Raw genomic sequence first — 16000 nt, forward strand, 5'->3', positions numbered from 1 at the left:
TATCACGCGTGACTGTCACGCGGGACGACAACGGTTGGTGCGAAGTGGATCAGTGCTCTTCGGCGAGCGCGCCCTGCACGTAGCTGGCGGTCAGCACCGTGAAGACGTAGGCCTGCAGACAGATCACCAGGAACTCGAGGAAGGTCAGCGCGACGGTCATCAGCCAGGAGAGCACCGAGACCGGCGCCAGCAGCCCGGTGGCGTTGAGCATCGCGAAGCCGCCCAGCGTGAAGACCAGCAGGAGCATGTGCCCGGCGAACATGTTGGCGAACAGACGGACGGCCAGCGAGAACGGCCGGACCAGGAAGGTCGAGAACGCCTCGATCGGGATCAGCAGCGGCAGGATGTACCAGGGCGCCGGCGGGATGAGCGAGTTCTTGAAGTACTTCACGAAGCCGTGGTGCCGGATGCCCACGTAGTTGAAGAGCACGTAGCTGATCAACGCGAGGAACGCCGGGAAGGCGATGTGCGAGTTCGGCGAGATCTGGAAGAACGGGACGATCGCGAAGAAATTCGTCAGCAGGACGAAACAGAAGAGCGTGGTGAAGTAAGGCGCGAACCGAACTCCCTGGTGCCCGATCATGTCGACCGCGATGTTGTTCCGGACGAAGCCGTAGATCGACTCGGCGAACCACTGCTTCTTGGTCGGCACCAGCTGCGGGTTGCGGTAGCTGAGCAGGAAGAACAGGATCAGGATCCCGACCGCCAGCCAGACCATGAACGTGATCTTGGTGAACCAGTAGGAGTTGTGCGCACCCCAGGGCAGGATGCTGGGCAGGTAGAAGTCCTCCACGCTGGGAGGAAAGTTTGCCGCGCCCTGTGCAAGGACGTTCGCCTGTCCGAACACCGCGTCCCTTCCTATTGAGGCGTGCCGAGCTTGCGCACGACCAGGATGATCCCCCCGGCCATGCCGAGCACGATCCCGATCCCGGTGGCGATGCCATCGGTCTCGAGCCAACGGTCGACCAGCCAGCCGATGAAGCCCCACACGAGCATGCCCGCGATCAGATAGCTGAGCGCGGTCCAACCCTGACCGGCACCGGGCGGAACGTCGCCCGGGCCGCCAGTGCTGGGGGGTTTCTGGTCACCGGCCATGTCGGGGCGAACGATATCAGTCGAGGAGACGAGGCTGTGCCTCACCCCCCGCACAACCTGGTTGTGTGGGACACGGGTGGGCGAAGTCGTCTGGAGGCACGCTACTCCCCTTCCGCCACTGAGAGAATGACCGATCGCGGACACACCGGCGCGCCGTCCGAAGCGTGGGACGGCGCGCCGGTGTGTCCGCAGGTCAGCCGCGCGACCGCCGGGCGTGCACAGTGGTCAGCCACCAGATGTGCACGCCGGTCCAGACCAGCACGCCGGCGGCGATGCCCAGGCAGAACGGGATCAGTCCCGGCCAACCGGTGGCGGCCACCCCGATCATCACCGCCCCGAGCACGCTCATCTTGGCCACGTACGCGCCGAGGCCGAAGGGCAGCACGAGCTGGGGGTCGCGGGCGTCGGCCCAGGCCAGCAGCACCGTGGTGAACGTGTAGCTGAGCGCGGTGACGGCCACCCCGGCCGCCGCGCCGAGCGCGCCGTCCGCGCCCCGGGTCACCCCGCCGACCACCCCGGCGACCGCCGCCAGCACCGCCGTCGAGATCAGCAGCACCGGCAGGTGGCGCAGCCGCCAGCCGCGGTCCTCCAGCGCCTCCGCGGCGCGCGTCCCCGGCTCAGCCACGGGGGTACGCCGGGAACGTGGTGACCAGCTCGGTCACGTCGGCGGCGATCCGGGCCAGCTCGTCGGTTCCCCCCGGCGCCGCCGGATCGGTGCGGACCGCCCGCGCGATCAGCGTGGCGATCCGTCGCATCTCGCCCTCCCGCATGCCCTGGGTGGTGACGCTCGGCGTACCCACCCGGATGCCGGAGGCGACCATCGGCTTCTGCGGGTCGTACGGGACGGCGTTCTTGTTCAGCGTGATCTTCGCCGCGTCGCAGCGCGCCTCGGCGTCCGCCCCGGTCACCCCGACCTCGCGCAGGTCGATCAGCGCCAGGTGGGTGTCGGTGCCGCCGGAGACCGGCCGCATCCCCTCGGCGGCCAGCCCGTCGGCGAGCGCCTGGGCGTTGCTCACCACCTGCGACGCGTACGCCCGGAACTCGGGCTGGGCGGCCTCGCGCAGCGCGACCGCCTTGGCGGCGACGGCGTGCATCAGCGGGCCGCCCTGGGTGAACGGGAAGACCGCCTTGTCGATCCGGGCGGCCAGCGACTCCCGGCAGAGGATCATGCCGCCGCGCGGGCCGCGCAGCGTCTTGTGGGTGGTGGCGCAGACGACGTCGGCGTACGGCACCGGGGAGGGGACGGCCCGGCCGGCGACCAGCCCGATGAAGTGTGCCGCGTCCACCATGAGGTAGGCGTCGACCTCGTCGGCGATCTCCCGGAACCGGGCGAAGTCGATCAGCCGCGGATACGCGGTCGCCCCGCAGATGATCATCTTGGGGCGGTGCGCCCGGGCCAGGTCGCGTACCTCGTCGTAGTCGATCAGCTCGGTGTCCCGCCGGACGGTGTAGCCGACGGTGTGGAACCACTTGCCGGAGAAGTTCACCCGGCTGCCGTGGGTGAGATGGCCGCCGTGCGGCAGGTCCATCGCCAGCACGGTGTCGCCCGGCTGCGCCAGCGCGGCGTACGCGGCCAGGTTGGCGCCGGCACCGGAGTGCGGCTGGAGGTTGGCGTGCTCGGCCCCGAACAGCTCCCTCGCCCGGGCAATGCCGATCTCCTCGGCCCGGTCCACCTCGGCGCAGCCGCCGTAGTAGCGCCGGCCCGGGTAGCCCTCGGCGTACTTGTTGGTCAGCGTGGAGCCGAGGGCCGCCAGCACGGCCGGGGAGGTGAGGTTCTCGCTGGCGATGAGCTGCAGGCCACCGCGCAGCCGCGCCAACTCCCCCAGCACCACCTCGGCGATCTCCGGGTCGACGGTGCTGAGCTGCTGGAAGTCCGGCCCCCAGAAGGTGTCTCTGGTGTTCTCCACAACGTAGGAGTCTACGGAGCCCCGCACCGGGGGCTGTGCCATGTCTCGGCACCGGAGCCACGAGTCACCTCGGCGGGCACCTCGCCCGGGCCGGCGCCGAGACCGCCGACGCTTGACCTGGTCAGTTCCCGGATCGCGGGCTGGTGCGCTCGAAGGCGATGGTCTGGCTGGGCGGGACGAAGTCGCGCACCGGCTGGTCGCGCAGCGCGTACGCCAGCAGCCGGCCCACGGCGGCGATCTGCCGGGTCTGCACGCCGCCGCCGACGGCGTCCCGGGGGTTGTCCGGGTTCGCCGCGATGGTGGCGACGGCGAGCTGCGGGGTGAAGGCGACCACCGTCTCGGTCTCGTTCCGCTCCGCGCTGCCGGTCTTGCCGGCCACCGGCCGGTCCAGCCCGGGCGCCAACTCCTCGGCGGTGCCGCCGTCACAGCGGCGGTACATCGACTGGTCGCCGACCGGGCAGCGGGCCGCGTCCGCCGCCGCCCGGGCCACCTCCGTGTCGAGCGCCTGCCGGCAGTCCGGGTTCCCCGCGGCCAGCTTCCGGCCGGAGCTGTCGGTGATCGAGGCGACCGGGGTGGGCCGGCACCAGACGCCCTCGGCCGCCACCGTGGCGTACGCGTTGGCCAGGTCGAGCGGGGTGGTGGCGACCACGCCCAGAGTGAACGGGCCCCAGCTCTTCGCCCCGTCGCGGGCCAGCCGGGCGTCGTCGGCCGCGCGCAGCACGATGCCGAGCCGCTCGGCCATCTCCACCACCCGGTCCGCGCCCACCCGCTCGGTCAGCCAGGCGAAGTACGTGTTCACCGACCGGCCGAACGCGCTCCACATGGTGCGCGGGCCGTCCATCCAGTCCGGGTTGGCGTTGGCCGGGCACCAGTGGCCGCCGCAGGCGGCCGGCCCGGGGCCGGTGGCGTAGTTGGTGACGTACACGGACGGGGCGTCGAACTCGGTGTCCAGCGGCAGCCCGGCCTCCAGCGCGGCGAGCATGGCGAACAGCTTGAACGTCGACCCGGCCTGGTAGCCGACGATGCCGCCGCCACCGGCGATGAGCTGGTTGACCGTGTTCGGATAGTTCTCCTGCCCCGCCGGGTTCTCGGCCACGCTGTAGTTCCGGTTCACCGCCATGGCCAGCACCCGACCGGTGCCCGGCTGGACCACGGCGGTCGGCGCGGCCCGCTTGTTGGTGACCGGATAGATCTCCAGCACCTGCTCGGTGGTCTTGCGCTGCACGTTCGGGTCGAGCGAGGAGACGATCGAAAAGCCGCCGCGGCGCAGGGTGCGCTGCCGCTCGTCCGGCGAGGCCCCGAAGGCCGACTGGCTGTTCCACCACTGGGTGAACCAGTCGCAGAAGAAGCCCCAGTCGTTGTGCTCCTTCGAGATCGCCGTGCAGTCGTTCGGGGTGGCGCTGGGCCTCAGGGCGAGCTGCTCGGCCTTCGCCCGGGCGGCGTCCTCGGCCGAGACCTGGCCGGTCTCCACCATCCGATCCAGCACGTACGCCCGGCGACCCAGTGCCGCGTCGGCGTTCCCGTTGATCGGGTCGTCGGTGTCGGGCGAGCGGACCAGTCCGGCGAGCAGTGCCGCCTGGGCCAGGGTCAGCTTCGCCGGGGTGGTGGAGAAGTAGCGCTTGCTGGCCGCGCCGATGCCGTACGCCCCGGCGCCGAAGTACGCGATGTTGAGGTAGCGGCCCAGGATCTCGTCCTTGTTCAGTTCCCGCTCCAGGGCCAGCGCGTACCGCATCTCGCGGATCTTGCGGCCGGCGCTGATCTCGGTGGCCCGGGCCCGCTCCGCCTCGGTCAGCCGCGGATCGCTGGCCAGCGCGTTGCGGACGTACTGCATGGTCAGCGTGGAGGCGCCCTGCCGGGTCCCGCCCTCGCGCTGGTTGACCGTGAAGGCCCGGATCACGCCGCGCACGTCCACGCCGTGGTGCTGGTAGAACCGGACGTCCTCGGCGGCCACGATGGCCTGCCGCATCACCGGCGCCACGTCGCCGACCGGCACGTCGATCCGGTCCTCGACGTAGAACGAGGTGATCAGGGTGCGGCCGTCGTTGGCGTAGAGGTTGGACCGTTGGGCCGGCTCCGGCGTCCGCAGCGACTGCGGCAGCTCGGCGAAGGGCACCAGCCCCTTGAAACCGAACCCGAAGACCAGCGCGGCCGGCAGCGCGGCCGCCGCCAGGGCCAACCCGGCGAGCACGCCGGCGAGCAGGATGGTGAACAACTTGTCGAGATGGGCCCGGTTCATCAGCTCTCCCCGCAGGAGCCGGCTGTACGAGACCCGTTCAGAATGACCGCAATCGGCCGTTTCGCCGCCACCTTCCCCAAAACACGCAGGAATTTCGCGAGGAAGGATGAAGGTGACAGAAACCCCTACGCCGAATACCGCGAAGGGGTCAGGGCAACAGCACGGCGGCCAGCGGGTGGACCGTCTCCTCGATCTCGTCGGCCACCCGGCTGAAGCACTGGTCGCCCCGGCCCCACGGGTCGTCGAGGTCGTCGCCGGGCAGCGGGGCGGCACCCTGCCGGGCCGCGTCCGCCGCCGCCACCAGGGCCACGCCGCGGGCGTACACCGCGTCCGGGGCGGCCTCGGCCGGGGGCAGGGCGGACGCGTCCACCCCGCCCAGCAGCCGGCCGAACTCCCCCAGCACGAAGGTGCGCGCGGCGGCGTCCGGGCGCAGCGCCACCACGTACTCCTGCTGGTCGGCGGTGGCGGTGAGGACCAGGTCGGCGGCGTCGATCAGGTCGGACCGGAGCTTGCGGGCGGCGAAGCCCGCCACGTCGCCGCCGCGGGAGGTCACCTGCCGGGCGGCCGGCGGATTCATCTCCTCGCCGGCGTGCCAGCCGCCGGTGCCGGCGCTGTGGCTGTGCAGCAGCTCGTCGGAGCGCTCCGGGTCGGCACCGAGCCGGCCCAGCCGTTCGCGCACCGCGAGCACCAGCAGCCGCTCGGCCATCGGCGACCGGCAGATGTTGCCCATGCAGACGTGCAGGACGGTGAACGGCGGCACTCAGAACCCCCGCTCGTCGAGGATGTCCGGCACCACGTCGCGCAGCTTCTCCAGCGACACCGCGCCCTGGCGCAGCACCCGGGGCACCTCGCCGGTGAGGTCGACGACGGTGCTCGGCACCGGGTCGAGGGGCGGGCCCGCCTCCAGGTAGGCCCGCACGCCGTAGCCGAGCTGGTCGCGGGCCTCCTCGGCGGTGAGCGCGGCCGGCTGGCCCACCTTGTTGGCCGAGGCCACCGCCATCGGGCCGGTCTCCCGCAGCACCTCCAGGGCCACCGGGTGCAGCGGCATGCGGACGGCCACGGTGCCGCTGTCGTCGCCCAGGTCCCAGGACAGGCTCGGCGAGTGCTCCACCACGATGGTCAGCGCACCCGGCCAGAACGCCTCGACCAGGTCGCGCGCCGCCCGCGGCAGCGAGAAGACCAGGCCGTCGAGGGTGTGCCGGGAACCGATCAGCACCGGCGGCGCCTGCCGAGTACCGCCCTTGGCGTCCGCGAGCGCCTTCACCGCATACGGGGTGAAGGCGTCGGCGCCGAGGCCGTAGACCGTGTCGGTCGGCAGGACGACGAGTTCCCCGTTCTTGACCGCCTCGATGGCAGCGGCGATGCCGCGGTCCCGGTCGGCGAGCGACCGACAGTCGTAGAGCATCACGAGGAGCCAGTCTGCCACGCCGCGTCGGGCTCGGCGTGCTGGCCGTCCGCGCGGCGGGACGCGGTGGCGAACCGGGGCCGCCCGACCAGGTCCCGGTGCTCCTCGACCCGCTCGTACCGGCCGTCGGCGGCCAGCAGCGCCGGGACCGCCGCCCCGTGGGTGTCGTCGTGCTCGACGCCGAGCACGCCACCGGGCCGGAGCAGCTCGGCGGCCCGGGCGACCACCGGCCGGATCACGTCCAGCCCGTCCGCGCCGCCGAAGACCGCCTCGTCCGGGTCGTACCCGGCCACCTCCGGGGACACGGCCACCGAGCGCGGCACGTACGGCGGGTTGCAGAGCAGCACGTCGACCCGGCCCACCAGGTCGGCGAGGAGCTGCGGGTCGGTGACGTCGGCCGCCACCACCTCGATCGGGGTGTCCCCGGCGGCGGCCCGGTCAGCGGCGTTGCGGCGCAGCCAGGCCAGCGCCGCCGGCGAACGCTCCACCGCCACCACCCGCGCTCGCGGCAGCTCCTGGGCCACCGCCAGGGCGATCGCGCCGGAGCCGCTGCACAGGTCCACCACCAGCGGCACGGTCTGGCCCCGGCCCTGGGCCACGCCCCAGCCGGCGAGCAGCTCCGTCTCCGGCCGGGGCACGAACACGCCGGGGCCGACCGCCACCTCCAGGTGCCGGAACCCGGCGGTGCCGGTGAGGTGCTGGAGAGGTTCGCGGGCCACCCGCCGGGCCACCAGCGCGTCGAACCGGTCGCGCTGGCCCGGGTCGAGGCCCTCGGTCAGGGCCAGCCGCCCACGCGGCACGTCCAGCACGTACGCGGCCAACAGCTCGGCCTCCGCCCGGGGCGCCTCGACGCCCGCCGCCGCGAGGGTCCGGGCCGCCCGGGCGACCGCCAGCAAGGGCCGCTCGCGTTCCGTCCCTTCGGACGGGTGTTGCGGGAGGTGGGTCACGACATAATCATGAAGCGTCGCGGGGTGACATCACGAGCGGGTGCGTTCGGGCGCACACCACAGGGAGGTTCGAGTGGGCTGGCTCGACCGGGTCGACGACCAGGTTGACGCCCTCCGGCGCGCCCGGGCGCTGCAGGAGGCGAGCCGCTCGGCGGAGGCGGTCACCCTGCTCGACCGGGTCATCCGCACCACCAACGATCCCTGCGCCCGCGCGGACGCGCTCGTCCAGCGCCTCTGCGCGGTGATCAATCTCGGTCGGACGGCCGAGTACACCCGGGCCATCGAGGAGGCCTCCGCCGCGGTCCGGGACCTGGCCGAGCCGTACCTACACGGGCACCTCAACGCCCTGGCGGCCCTCGCCGCGCACCACCAGGGGGCGCTTGACCGCTGCGTCACCCACCTGGTCAAGGCCTCCCGCTGGCTGACCGCCGACGACGACCCGGACCGGGACACCGCCTGGGGCTGGCACGACCTGGCGATGGCCTACTCGTACCTCAGCTTCCACGGGCACGCCCTGGGGGCGATCGAGCGCGCCCGCCAGGTGGGGCTCGGCGCCGGCATCCCCGAGGAGACCTTCGCCGCCCCGGGCATCCGGCTGCGCAACGCGGTGGCCCTGGACCACACCGGCGACAGCGACGGCTGCCTGCGGGTGTTGCGCGACGTGGCCGGGGACTTCCACCGCTTCCTGCGCAGCGGGCGGGCCGGCAACATCCGGCCGAGCAGCCTGGCGGCGTACGGGTACGCCGCCGCCCGCCAGGCCACCCTCGGCGACCAGGTGGAGTCCGACCCCGCCGCCGCTCCCGACCGGCTGCTCGGGCACGGCGGCGACAGCGCCCGCGCGCGGGACATGCAGCAGCTCGGCCAGGTCTGCCTCGCCATCGCCGACGGTCGGCCGATCGAGGCGGTGACCCGGCTGGACACCGCCCGGGTCTCCATCGAGACGCTGGGCGCAGCCGAGTCGCCCCGGCTGCGCAGCATCGCGCTGGCCCGGGCCGGCGACCACGCCGCCGCGCACCGGGCCGACCGGTACGCGTTCCGGCTGGCCGCGCAGCGCAACGACCGGCTGCGGGACGTCTACATCGAGGGCATCGCCGCCCGGATCGACCACGAGGAGGTGCGCCGCGAGGCCGCCCGGTACGAGGGCGAGGCGCTCACCGACCCGCTGACCGGGCTACCCAACCGGCGCCGGCTGGAGCGCTACATCGGCGCGGTGGTGTCCCGGGGCGAGCGGGTGGTGATCGGCGTCTGCGACCTGGACGGCTTCAAGGCGGTGAACACCCGGCACGGCCACCACTCCGGTGACCTGGTGCTGCAACGGATCGCCGGGGTGATCAACCGGGTGATGCGGCGCGGGGACTTCGTGGCCCGGTACGGCGGGGACGAGTTCGTCGTGGTGCTGCCCGGAGCCGGCATGACCGAGGCGGCCGAGGTGGCCCGCCGGATCCAGGCCGCCATCCGCACGGAGGACTGGGAGTCGTTGGTCCCCGGCACCCCGGTCGGGGTGAGCATCGGCTTCGCCGAGGTGTGCGGGGGTTCCGGGGCGAGCGTTCGGGAGGCGCTCGGCGCCGCGTTCGAGCTGGCCGACCGGGAGATGCTGCGCGCCAAGGACCGCCTCCGCGCCTCCTGACCCGCCCCGGGGCGGCGCGGGTCAGCGGCGGGTCAGTTCGGTTTCGCCGGCCAGGCGGGCGGCGCGGTCGGCCTCGGTGAGGGCGTCCAGGACGCCATCCAGCTCACCGGCCAGGGCCAGGTCCAGGTTGTACGCCGTGTAGCCGATCCGGTGGTCGGTGATCCGGTTCTGCGGGAAGTTGTAGGTGCGGATGCGCTCCGACCGGTCCACGGTGCGGACCTGCGCCTTGCGGGCGTCCGAGGCGGCCGCGTCGGCCTGCTCCTGGGCGGCCGCGAGCAGCCGGGCACGCAGGATCCGCATGGCCTGCTCCCGGTTCTGCAGCTGCGACTTCTCGTTCTGGCAGGAGACCACGATCCCGGTCGGCACGTGGGTGATCCGGACCGCCGAGTCGGTGGTGTTGACCGACTGGCCGCCGGGCCCGGACGAGCGGAACACGTCGATCCGCAGGTCGTTCGGGTCGATGGTGACGTCGACGTCCTCGGCCTCCGGCAGCACCAGCACGCCGGCCGCGCTGGTGTGGATCCGGCCCTGCGACTCGGTGACCGGGACGCGCTGCACCCGGTGCACGCCGCCCTCCCACTTGAGCCGGGACCAGACGCCGTTGCCGCCCTCGGGCACGCCCTTGGTCTTGATCGCCAGGGAGACGTCCTTCACGCCGCCGAGGTCGGACTCCTGGGAGTCGATCACCTCGGTGACCCAGCCGTGCCGCTCGGCGTACCGGGTGTACATCCGGAGCAGGTCGCCGGCGAAGAGCGCCGACTCCTCGCCCCCCTCCCCGGCCTTGATCTCGACGATGACGTCCTTGGCGTCGTGCGGGTCCCGGGGGATCAGCAGCTCCGCCAGCTTCTCCTCCAGCGCCGGCAGGGACGCGGCGATCGCCTCGGCCTCGGCGGCGAACGCCGGGTCCTCGGCGGCCAGTTCGCGGGCGGCGACCAGGTCGGCTCGGGCCTGCTCCAGCTCACCGGCGGCCTTGTGCAGCGGGACGAGCTCCGCGTAGCGCCGGCCGACCCGCCGGGCGGTGCCCTGGTCGGCGTGGATCGCGGGGTCGGCGAGCCGCTTCTCCAGCTCGGCGTACTCGTCGAGGAGGGCGGCCAGGCGCTCACTGCTCATGCTGCGGATGCTCCTTCGACGATGACCGGGTGGGGGGTGAGGATAAAAGGGTGGAAACGGACGAACGCCCGCGTCCGGCACGGAGCCGGACACGGGCGTCGTCGGAGCAGCTACTTGGCCTTCTTGGCCTGAACCTTGGCGTACTTCTGCTGGAACTTCGCGACCCGACCGGCGGTGTCGAGGACGCGCTGCTTACCGGTGTAGAACGGGTGGCAGGCGCTGCAGGTCTCGACGCTGATCTGACCGCCCTTGGCGGTGCTGCGGGTCGTGAACGTGTTGCCGCAGGAGCAGCGGACCTCGGTGGTCACGTACTCCGGGTGGATGTTGGGCTTCATCTCGCCTCGGTCCTTTCGTGGGTGGTCGCCGGGTCGCCGTCGTCGCCCCCCGTCATCCGCGAGGGGCTCGGGCGTGAACCGGAACCGGTGGCCGATTGACCAGTGTGCCACGGACGTCCGCCGACCCGGCGAGCGGGCCGCACCGGAGGTCCGGCAGGCGCAACGCCCACCACCCCGCACGCATTCCCGCCCCGCTCGCGGGCATTCGTCAACCGGTGCCGGGGTGGACCGGGACGAACCGGAGGTGCGGGATGTTCTGCCTGATCGCGACCCGTGGGCTGCCCGCCTCCGGCAAGACCACCTTCGCCCGCCGGCTGCAGCCCGGCGTGGTCCGGGTCAACCGGGACGACCTGCGCCGGATGATGCACGGCGAGCGGCTCTTCACCCAGTGGGCCGAGGGGCAGGTCACCCGGGCCCAGCGGGCACAGGTGGAGGCGCTGCTGGCGGCCCGGGTGAGTGTTTGCGTGGACGACACCAACCTGCGCTCGCGCACGTTGCGGGACTGGGCCGAGCTGGCCGAGCGGTACGGCGCCGCGTTCGAGGTGCACGACTTCACCGACGTGCCGCTGGAGGAGTGCCTGCGGCGGGACGCCGCGCGGCCGGAGGCCGACCGGGTCGGCGAGGCGGCGATCCGCCGCCTGCACGAGCGCTACCTGGCCAACCGGCCGTTACCGCTGCCGGTCCCGACCGCCCGCACCGGCACCCCGGCCCGGGTCCACCCGCCCCACCCCGAGCCGCCGGCGATCGTGCTGGTGGACATCGACGGCACGGTGGCGTTGAACGTCTCGCGCAGCCCGTACGACATGACCCGGGTCGGCGAGGACGCCCCGAACGAGGCGGTGATCGCGGCGGTCCGGGCGATGCACGCGGCCGGACACGGGGTGGTCTTCTGCTCGGGCCGGGACGCGACCGCGCGGCCGGCCACCGAGGCCTGGCTGGACCGGCACGTCAAGGTGCCCTACCTGGCGCTGCACCTGCGGGCGGTCGGTGATCAGCGCAAGGACGCCGTGGTCAAGCAGGAGATCTACGAGCGGGAGATCAGGGACCGGTACCGGGTGGTCGGCGTCTTCGAGGACCGGCAGCAGGTGGTCCGGATGTGGCGGGCGCTCGGCCTGACCGTCTTCCAGGTCGCCGAGGGCGACTTCTGACCGAGCACCCGCCGACGGGCTCCTCCCCCAGGTCACAGGGCCCGTCGGCGGGTGGCGGCCGGCCGCCGGGGACGCGGCTGCGTGGCCGCGCCCCCGGGGCGGGTCAGGCGGCGGGCGCCTCCGCCGCCGTCAGGGTGACCGTCGCCTGGGCGCGTACGCCGTTGACGGTCACCGCGAGCACCACCTGACCGCCGGGACGCAGCGCGGTGAGCTGCCCCGTCGCCGGGTCGAACCGGGCCACGTGCCAGGGCTTCACCCCGTCGGCGCCGCCCACGTACAGGTTCGGCGAGCCGGACCAGTCGGCGCTGACCGGCGCGGCGACCGGAACGGCACGGCCGCCGGGCTGGGTGAGCGTGGCCGTGACGATCGCCGGGGCGCCCACCGGGACGCTGGCCGGAGCGGCCAGGGCGAGCCGGTCGACGTGGGCGTGGAACTCCGCCTCGACCCAGCGCGGCCCCTCGGCCAGCGGGTCACGGCGGGCCCGCTCCGCCTCCTGCGGGGTCACCGGGTCGACGCCGAACTCGGTCCAGCCGGTGAAGCCGCCGAGCTGGGGCGGGGTGGAGGGGTTCTTGCCCGAGTTGCCGTTGATCACGTACGGGACGCCGTCCACCCGGTCCGCGTGGAAGGTGCCGACGTGCCCGTTGACCAGGAGCGCGCCCTTGCCGGTCCGGTGCTGGAAGTCGGCCAGCCACTGCTCCACCAGGGCGGCCTCCTTGCGGTCGCCGAGCTGGCTGGCCTTGGCCGGGCTGGGGTCGCGGGGCGGGTGGTGGAAGAACACCGCGACCGAGCCGACGGCCGGGTCGGCGGCGGCGGCGTCCAGCGTGTCCCGGAGCAGCTTCACCTGGTCGAAGCCGCCGCCCCGCAGCGAACCGCTCGACGTGTTCAGCGTGACGAACCGGGTGCCCTCGTGGTCGAAGACCCGCGAGGTGGCGCCGAAGACGTTCCGGAAGTTGTCGATCGGGGCGCCCATGATCTCGTGGTTGCCCGGGACGTAGTAGTAGGGCAGCTCGCCACCCAGCTCCTCGGCGAGGATCCGCTTGGCCAGCGCGAAGTCCGCCGGGTACGCGGTGTCCACGAAGTCGCCGTCGATGATCAGGAAGTCCGGCTTCGCCGCCTTGACCTCGCGGAGCGTACGGCGGGCCTGGGCGACCAGGTCGCTGTCCGGGTCGGCCGCGACGAACTGGGCGTCGGACAGCACCGCGAAGCGCCAGGGCGCGCCGTCCACCGTGCCGTCGCGCAGCACCACCCGATCGGTCCGGGCCGGCTCGGCCGGCGCGTCCAGCGTGGGCGGCACCTTGGCCACCAGGTCGTCGATGACCACCTCGCTCTTGTACTGCTTGGCCGGGTCGGTCTCGGCCACGTAGAACCGGCGCACCCGGACCGGGTACTGCACCCCGGGCGGGACGGCGAACTCGACGTACCGCCAGCCGGTCCAGGTGACGTACGGGCCGCGCAGCACGAACTGGGTGTCCTGGGCGTCGTGCAGGTGCAGGCTGGGCCACTCCCCGGCGCCGTTGCCCTTGATCCACATACCGAACGCCTGCGGCTGGCCGGGCACGGCGATCCAGGCCGGCGGGTCGGCGTACGCGGCGCGGGTGCCGGTGGACTGGCTGAAGTCGTACGACATCTTCAGCCCGGTGCCGGTGTGGCCCGGCGCCGGCGCGACCGATCCGCTGGCCCGGGCCTGGCTGAACTTCCAGGCGGCGGCGTCGTCGAAGCCGGCCACCGGCACGTCGGCCAGCCCGACGGTCACCGGCAGCACGGTGGTCTCCGCTCCGACGTGGACTGTGACCAGGGCCGAGCCGCTGTCGCCGAGCGCCTTCACGGAGAGGTTGCCGTCATCGGTCGGGGTGATCGCGAGGACGTCGTGGTCGTACTCCAGGCGCAGGTCCGCCGGCTCGATGGGCGCGGTGTTGCCCTCGGCGTCGTAGCCCACCACGCCGAACAGGCCGGTGTCGCCCTGCCGGTTGAGGCCGAGCCGGTCCACGGTGGAGTCGATCCGCTCCAGCGGACCGAGCACGGTCAGGTCCAGGGTGCCGCGGGCCTCCTCCCGCCACGCGGTGACGGTGCTGCGGCCGGGCCGGTCGGCCCGGAACACGCCCTCGTCGTCCACCGTGCCCTGGGCGGCCGGGTTGGCCCGCCACTGCGGCGCGCCGGCCGCCGGCCCGTAGGTCTCGTCGTAGCCGGCGGCGGTGAGCCGGCGGGTGAGCCCGGGGAAGACCCGGTCCGGCCGCCCGCCGCGGACCGGGGCGACCCCCGGAGCGGCGGTCGGGTCACTCGCCGTCTCGAGCCAGAATCCGGTGAGCCGGCCGCTGCCCTGCGGGGCGTAGATGGCCAGTCCGTTCGGCACCGGCCGCTCGCTGCCGTCCGAGGGGCTGTTCTCCACCTGCACGGTGGCCGCGCCGGGCTCGCGGGCCAGCAGGGTCGAGGAGCCGCCCCCGTCGAGGTTCAGCGCGGTCCACGCGCCGAGCTCGCGCATCATCCGGCCCATCTCGGTCTGGGTGACGCCCCGGCTGTCCACCTGCCGACCGTCCACGGTCAGCATGATCATTTTGCGCCCGTCGGCGGAGAAGCCGACCGAGGTACGCGGGGCGAGGCTCTGGTCGGCGATGTTCTGCACCACGCCGTCCCGGACCAGCACGCTGCCGCCGCCGACGGCCGCGCGCAGGCTGCTCCCGTCGGAGGCCTTCGGCCGCCAGCTCAGGTCGACCGGGTCGCCCGGCCGCAGTGCCGCGAGCGCGTCCGCGCCCGCCTCCCGGCCCAGCAGCACGGTGGTCCCGGCCGGGATCGCCCCGTCCCCCGGGGCGGTGGCCACGGTCGCGACCTTCCCGCCGGTCACCGTCACCTCGACCACCCGTGCGGCGCCCTCCACGGCCCGCTTGCGGGCGTACGTGCCCCACAGCGGGGTGAAGACGCCGACGCCGTCCCGCTGCACCATGTTGTTGAACTGGGTGAGCGGCACCGGCCCGGCAGGCAGTGCGGCGGTGCCCTCGAAGCCCACCTGGATCACCCGGCCCAGCCCCTCCGCGCTGATCGCCGCGGCGTTGGTGTGCCCGGCGATCGGCGACTGGATCAGCTCACCGGAGCGGATGCCGATGCCCTGCGCGGCGCCGGAGTTGTTGATGTCGAAGAAGTCGCCGTTGACGGCCGCCACCGCCCGGGTGCGGTCCGCCGCGGCGCGCAGCGGCTCGTCCCGGGTCACCGCGCCCGAGTTGACGTAGTCCACGGTGACGCCGCCGGACAGGTCGGCGGTGAGGGCGTCGGCGCGCAGCCAGCCGTCGGCGTCGTACCGGTCGAAGGAGGTCAGGTCGAGTCCGGGGGCGACCGGACGGGTGGTCTTCGCGGTCTCCAGGCCACCGGCCGGTTCCAGGCCGGCGGCGTCGCCGGCGAGGGCGACCGCGGAGTCAGGGCGCGAGGAGGCGGCGGGGGCGTCCTCGGCCGCGGTGCGTGGCTCGCCGGCGGGCGCCGCGACGCCCGGTGGGACGGGCCCGGCAAGGGCCAGCAGCGGCGTCAGCAGCAGGACGCCGGCAAGAGAGGCGGATCGACTGCGGGTACGCATGCCCGACAGTCAACCGGAGAGTGAACAGAAGTTTCAATACCCGCCGGCTTAACCGTAGAAAAACTTCAGAGCCGTGCTCGGCCATGCCGGGCCCGGAAGGCGGAAGAGGGGCACGACCCGAAGGCCGTACCCCTCTTCCGTCCGCTCCTGGCGGGATCACTCGCCCGGCGTGGACTTCGCGATCTGCATCAGGAACTCGATGTTCGTCCGGGACTGCTTGAGCCGGTCCAGCAGGAGGTCGAGCGCCGCCTGCGAGTCCAGCGAGTGCAGCACCTTCCGGAGCTTGTGGACGATCGCCAGCTCCTCCGGCGCGAGCAGGACCTCCTCCTTGCGGGTGCCGGAGGGGTTGATGTCGATCGCCGGGAAGACGCGCTTGTCGGCGATCTTCCGGTCCAGCTTGAGCTCGGCGTTGCCGGTGCCCTTGAACTCCTCGAAGATGACCGTGTCGGCCATGGAGCCGGTCTCCACCAGCGCCGTGGCGAGGATGGTCAGGGAGCCGCCGTTCTCGATGTTCCGCGCCGCGCCCAGGAAGCGCTTCGGCGGGTAGAGCGCGGTGGAGTCGATACCACCCGACATGATCCGGCCGCTGGCCGGCGCCGCCAGGTTGTACGACCGGCCGAGGCGGGTCACC

13 protein-coding genes and 1 pseudogene are annotated in these 16000 nt (G+C 73.2%); 2 read left to right on the forward strand and 12 right to left on the reverse strand.

Going from position 1 to position 16000, the window contains the following annotated elements:
- Positions 1-49: 49 nt before the first annotated feature.
- From atpB to prmC, 8 genes are all read right to left on the reverse strand, one after another.
- Positions 50-847 carry a F0F1 ATP synthase subunit A gene (gene atpB, locus FXF52_RS25095; RefSeq protein ID WP_148800732.1) on the reverse strand — a complete coding sequence of 266 codons (798 nt, stop codon included), beginning with the start codon at positions 845-847 and terminating at the stop codon, positions 50-52.
- 11 nt (positions 848-858) lie between these two features.
- On the reverse strand, positions 859-1095 hold the full coding sequence (locus FXF52_RS25100; protein WP_148800734.1) for an AtpZ/AtpI family protein: 237 nt from the start codon (positions 1093-1095) through the stop codon (positions 859-861).
- Positions 1096-1288: 193 nt separating this feature from the next.
- Positions 1289-1720 carry a hypothetical protein gene (locus FXF52_RS25105; protein ID WP_148800736.1) on the reverse strand — a complete coding sequence of 144 codons (432 nt, stop codon included), beginning with the start codon at positions 1718-1720 and terminating at the stop codon, positions 1289-1291.
- Complete coding sequence (glyA, locus tag FXF52_RS25110) at positions 1713-3044, reverse strand: serine hydroxymethyltransferase (protein ID WP_222870655.1); 1332 nt, start codon at positions 3042-3044, stop codon at positions 1713-1715. The genes FXF52_RS25105 and glyA overlap by 8 nt, the downstream gene beginning before the upstream one ends.
- 79 nt (positions 3045-3123) lie before the next feature.
- Positions 3124-5238 (reverse strand): transglycosylase domain-containing protein, encoded by a 2115-nt coding sequence (locus FXF52_RS25115; RefSeq protein ID WP_148800738.1) that lies wholly within the window; start codon positions 5236-5238, stop codon positions 3124-3126.
- Between the two features lie 148 nt (positions 5239-5386).
- On the reverse strand, positions 5387-5998 hold the full coding sequence (locus tag FXF52_RS25120) for a phosphotyrosine protein phosphatase (RefSeq protein WP_148800740.1): 612 nt from the start codon (positions 5996-5998) through the stop codon (positions 5387-5389).
- Positions 5999-6643 (reverse strand): L-threonylcarbamoyladenylate synthase, encoded by a 645-nt coding sequence (locus FXF52_RS25125; RefSeq protein ID WP_148800759.1) that lies wholly within the window; start codon positions 6641-6643, stop codon positions 5999-6001.
- A complete protein-coding gene (gene prmC, locus FXF52_RS25130) occupies positions 6643-7590 on the reverse strand; it encodes a peptide chain release factor N(5)-glutamine methyltransferase (protein WP_148800742.1) in 948 nt (315 codons plus the stop codon). The genes FXF52_RS25125 and prmC overlap by 1 nt, the downstream gene beginning before the upstream one ends.
- 73 nt (positions 7591-7663) lie before the next feature.
- On the opposite strand from prmC, the gene FXF52_RS25135 reads away from it, so the two are divergent.
- Positions 7664-9217 (forward strand): diguanylate cyclase, encoded by a 1554-nt coding sequence (locus FXF52_RS25135; RefSeq protein ID WP_148800744.1) that lies wholly within the window; start codon positions 7664-7666, stop codon positions 9215-9217.
- 21 nt (positions 9218-9238) lie between these two features.
- Here FXF52_RS25135 and prfA read toward each other — a convergent pair whose 3' ends face one another.
- Together prfA and rpmE are read right to left on the reverse strand one after the other, a co-directional pair.
- Positions 9239-10327 carry a peptide chain release factor 1 gene (gene prfA, locus FXF52_RS25140; protein WP_148800745.1) on the reverse strand — a complete coding sequence of 363 codons (1089 nt, stop codon included), beginning with the start codon at positions 10325-10327 and terminating at the stop codon, positions 9239-9241.
- A 110-nt stretch (positions 10328-10437) separates the two neighbouring features.
- Positions 10438-10662, reverse strand: a complete 225-nt coding sequence (rpmE, locus tag FXF52_RS25145) for a 50S ribosomal protein L31 (RefSeq protein WP_073834647.1) — start codon at positions 10660-10662, stop codon at positions 10438-10440.
- 251 nt (positions 10663-10913) lie between these two features.
- Between rpmE and FXF52_RS25150 the strand changes: the two genes are divergently transcribed.
- Positions 10914-11810, forward strand: coding sequence for an AAA family ATPase (locus tag FXF52_RS25150; protein WP_148800747.1), 897 nt, complete (start codon positions 10914-10916; stop codon positions 11808-11810).
- A gap of 103 nt (positions 11811-11913) precedes the next feature.
- Here the strand turns inward: FXF52_RS25150 and FXF52_RS25155 are convergent, their stop codons facing one another.
- Both FXF52_RS25155 and FXF52_RS25160 read right to left on the reverse strand, forming a co-directional pair.
- Entirely contained in the window at positions 11914-15369 is a 3456-nt protein-coding gene (locus FXF52_RS25155; protein WP_148800749.1) for a phosphodiester glycosidase family protein, read from the reverse strand.
- A gap of 156 nt (positions 15370-15525) precedes the next feature.
- A pseudogene (locus tag FXF52_RS25160) lies at positions 15526-16000 on the reverse strand (transcription termination factor Rho); the annotation flags it as partial.

The sequence above is a fragment of the Micromonospora sp. MP36 genome (genome assembly GCF_008119785.1).
Lineage (GTDB): Bacteria > Actinomycetota > Actinomycetes > Mycobacteriales > Micromonosporaceae > Micromonospora.

Excerpts from the sequence above, each read along its gene's own strand:
- FXF52_RS25100 (WP_148800734.1), bottom strand. The coding sequence starts at position 1,095 with ATGGCCGGTGACCAGAAACCCCCCAGCACTGGCGGCCCGGGCGACGTT.
- glyA (WP_222870655.1), bottom strand. The coding sequence starts at position 3,044 with ATGGCACAGCCCCCGGTGCGGGGCTCCGTAGACTCCTACGTTGTGGAG.
- FXF52_RS25115 (WP_148800738.1), bottom strand. The coding sequence starts at position 5,238 with ATGAACCGGGCCCATCTCGACAAGTTGTTCACCATCCTGCTCGCCGGC.
- FXF52_RS25125 (WP_148800759.1), bottom strand. The coding sequence starts at position 6,643 with ATGCTCTACGACTGTCGGTCGCTCGCCGACCGGGACCGCGGCATCGCC.
- prfA (WP_148800745.1), bottom strand. The coding sequence starts at position 10,327 with ATGAGCAGTGAGCGCCTGGCCGCCCTCCTCGACGAGTACGCCGAGCTG.
- rpmE (WP_073834647.1), bottom strand. The coding sequence starts at position 10,662 with ATGAAGCCCAACATCCACCCGGAGTACGTGACCACCGAGGTCCGCTGC.
- FXF52_RS25150 (WP_148800747.1), top strand. The coding sequence starts at position 10,914 with ATGTTCTGCCTGATCGCGACCCGTGGGCTGCCCGCCTCCGGCAAGACC.
- FXF52_RS25155 (WP_148800749.1), bottom strand. The coding sequence starts at position 15,369 with ATGCGTACCCGCAGTCGATCCGCCTCTCTTGCCGGCGTCCTGCTGCTG.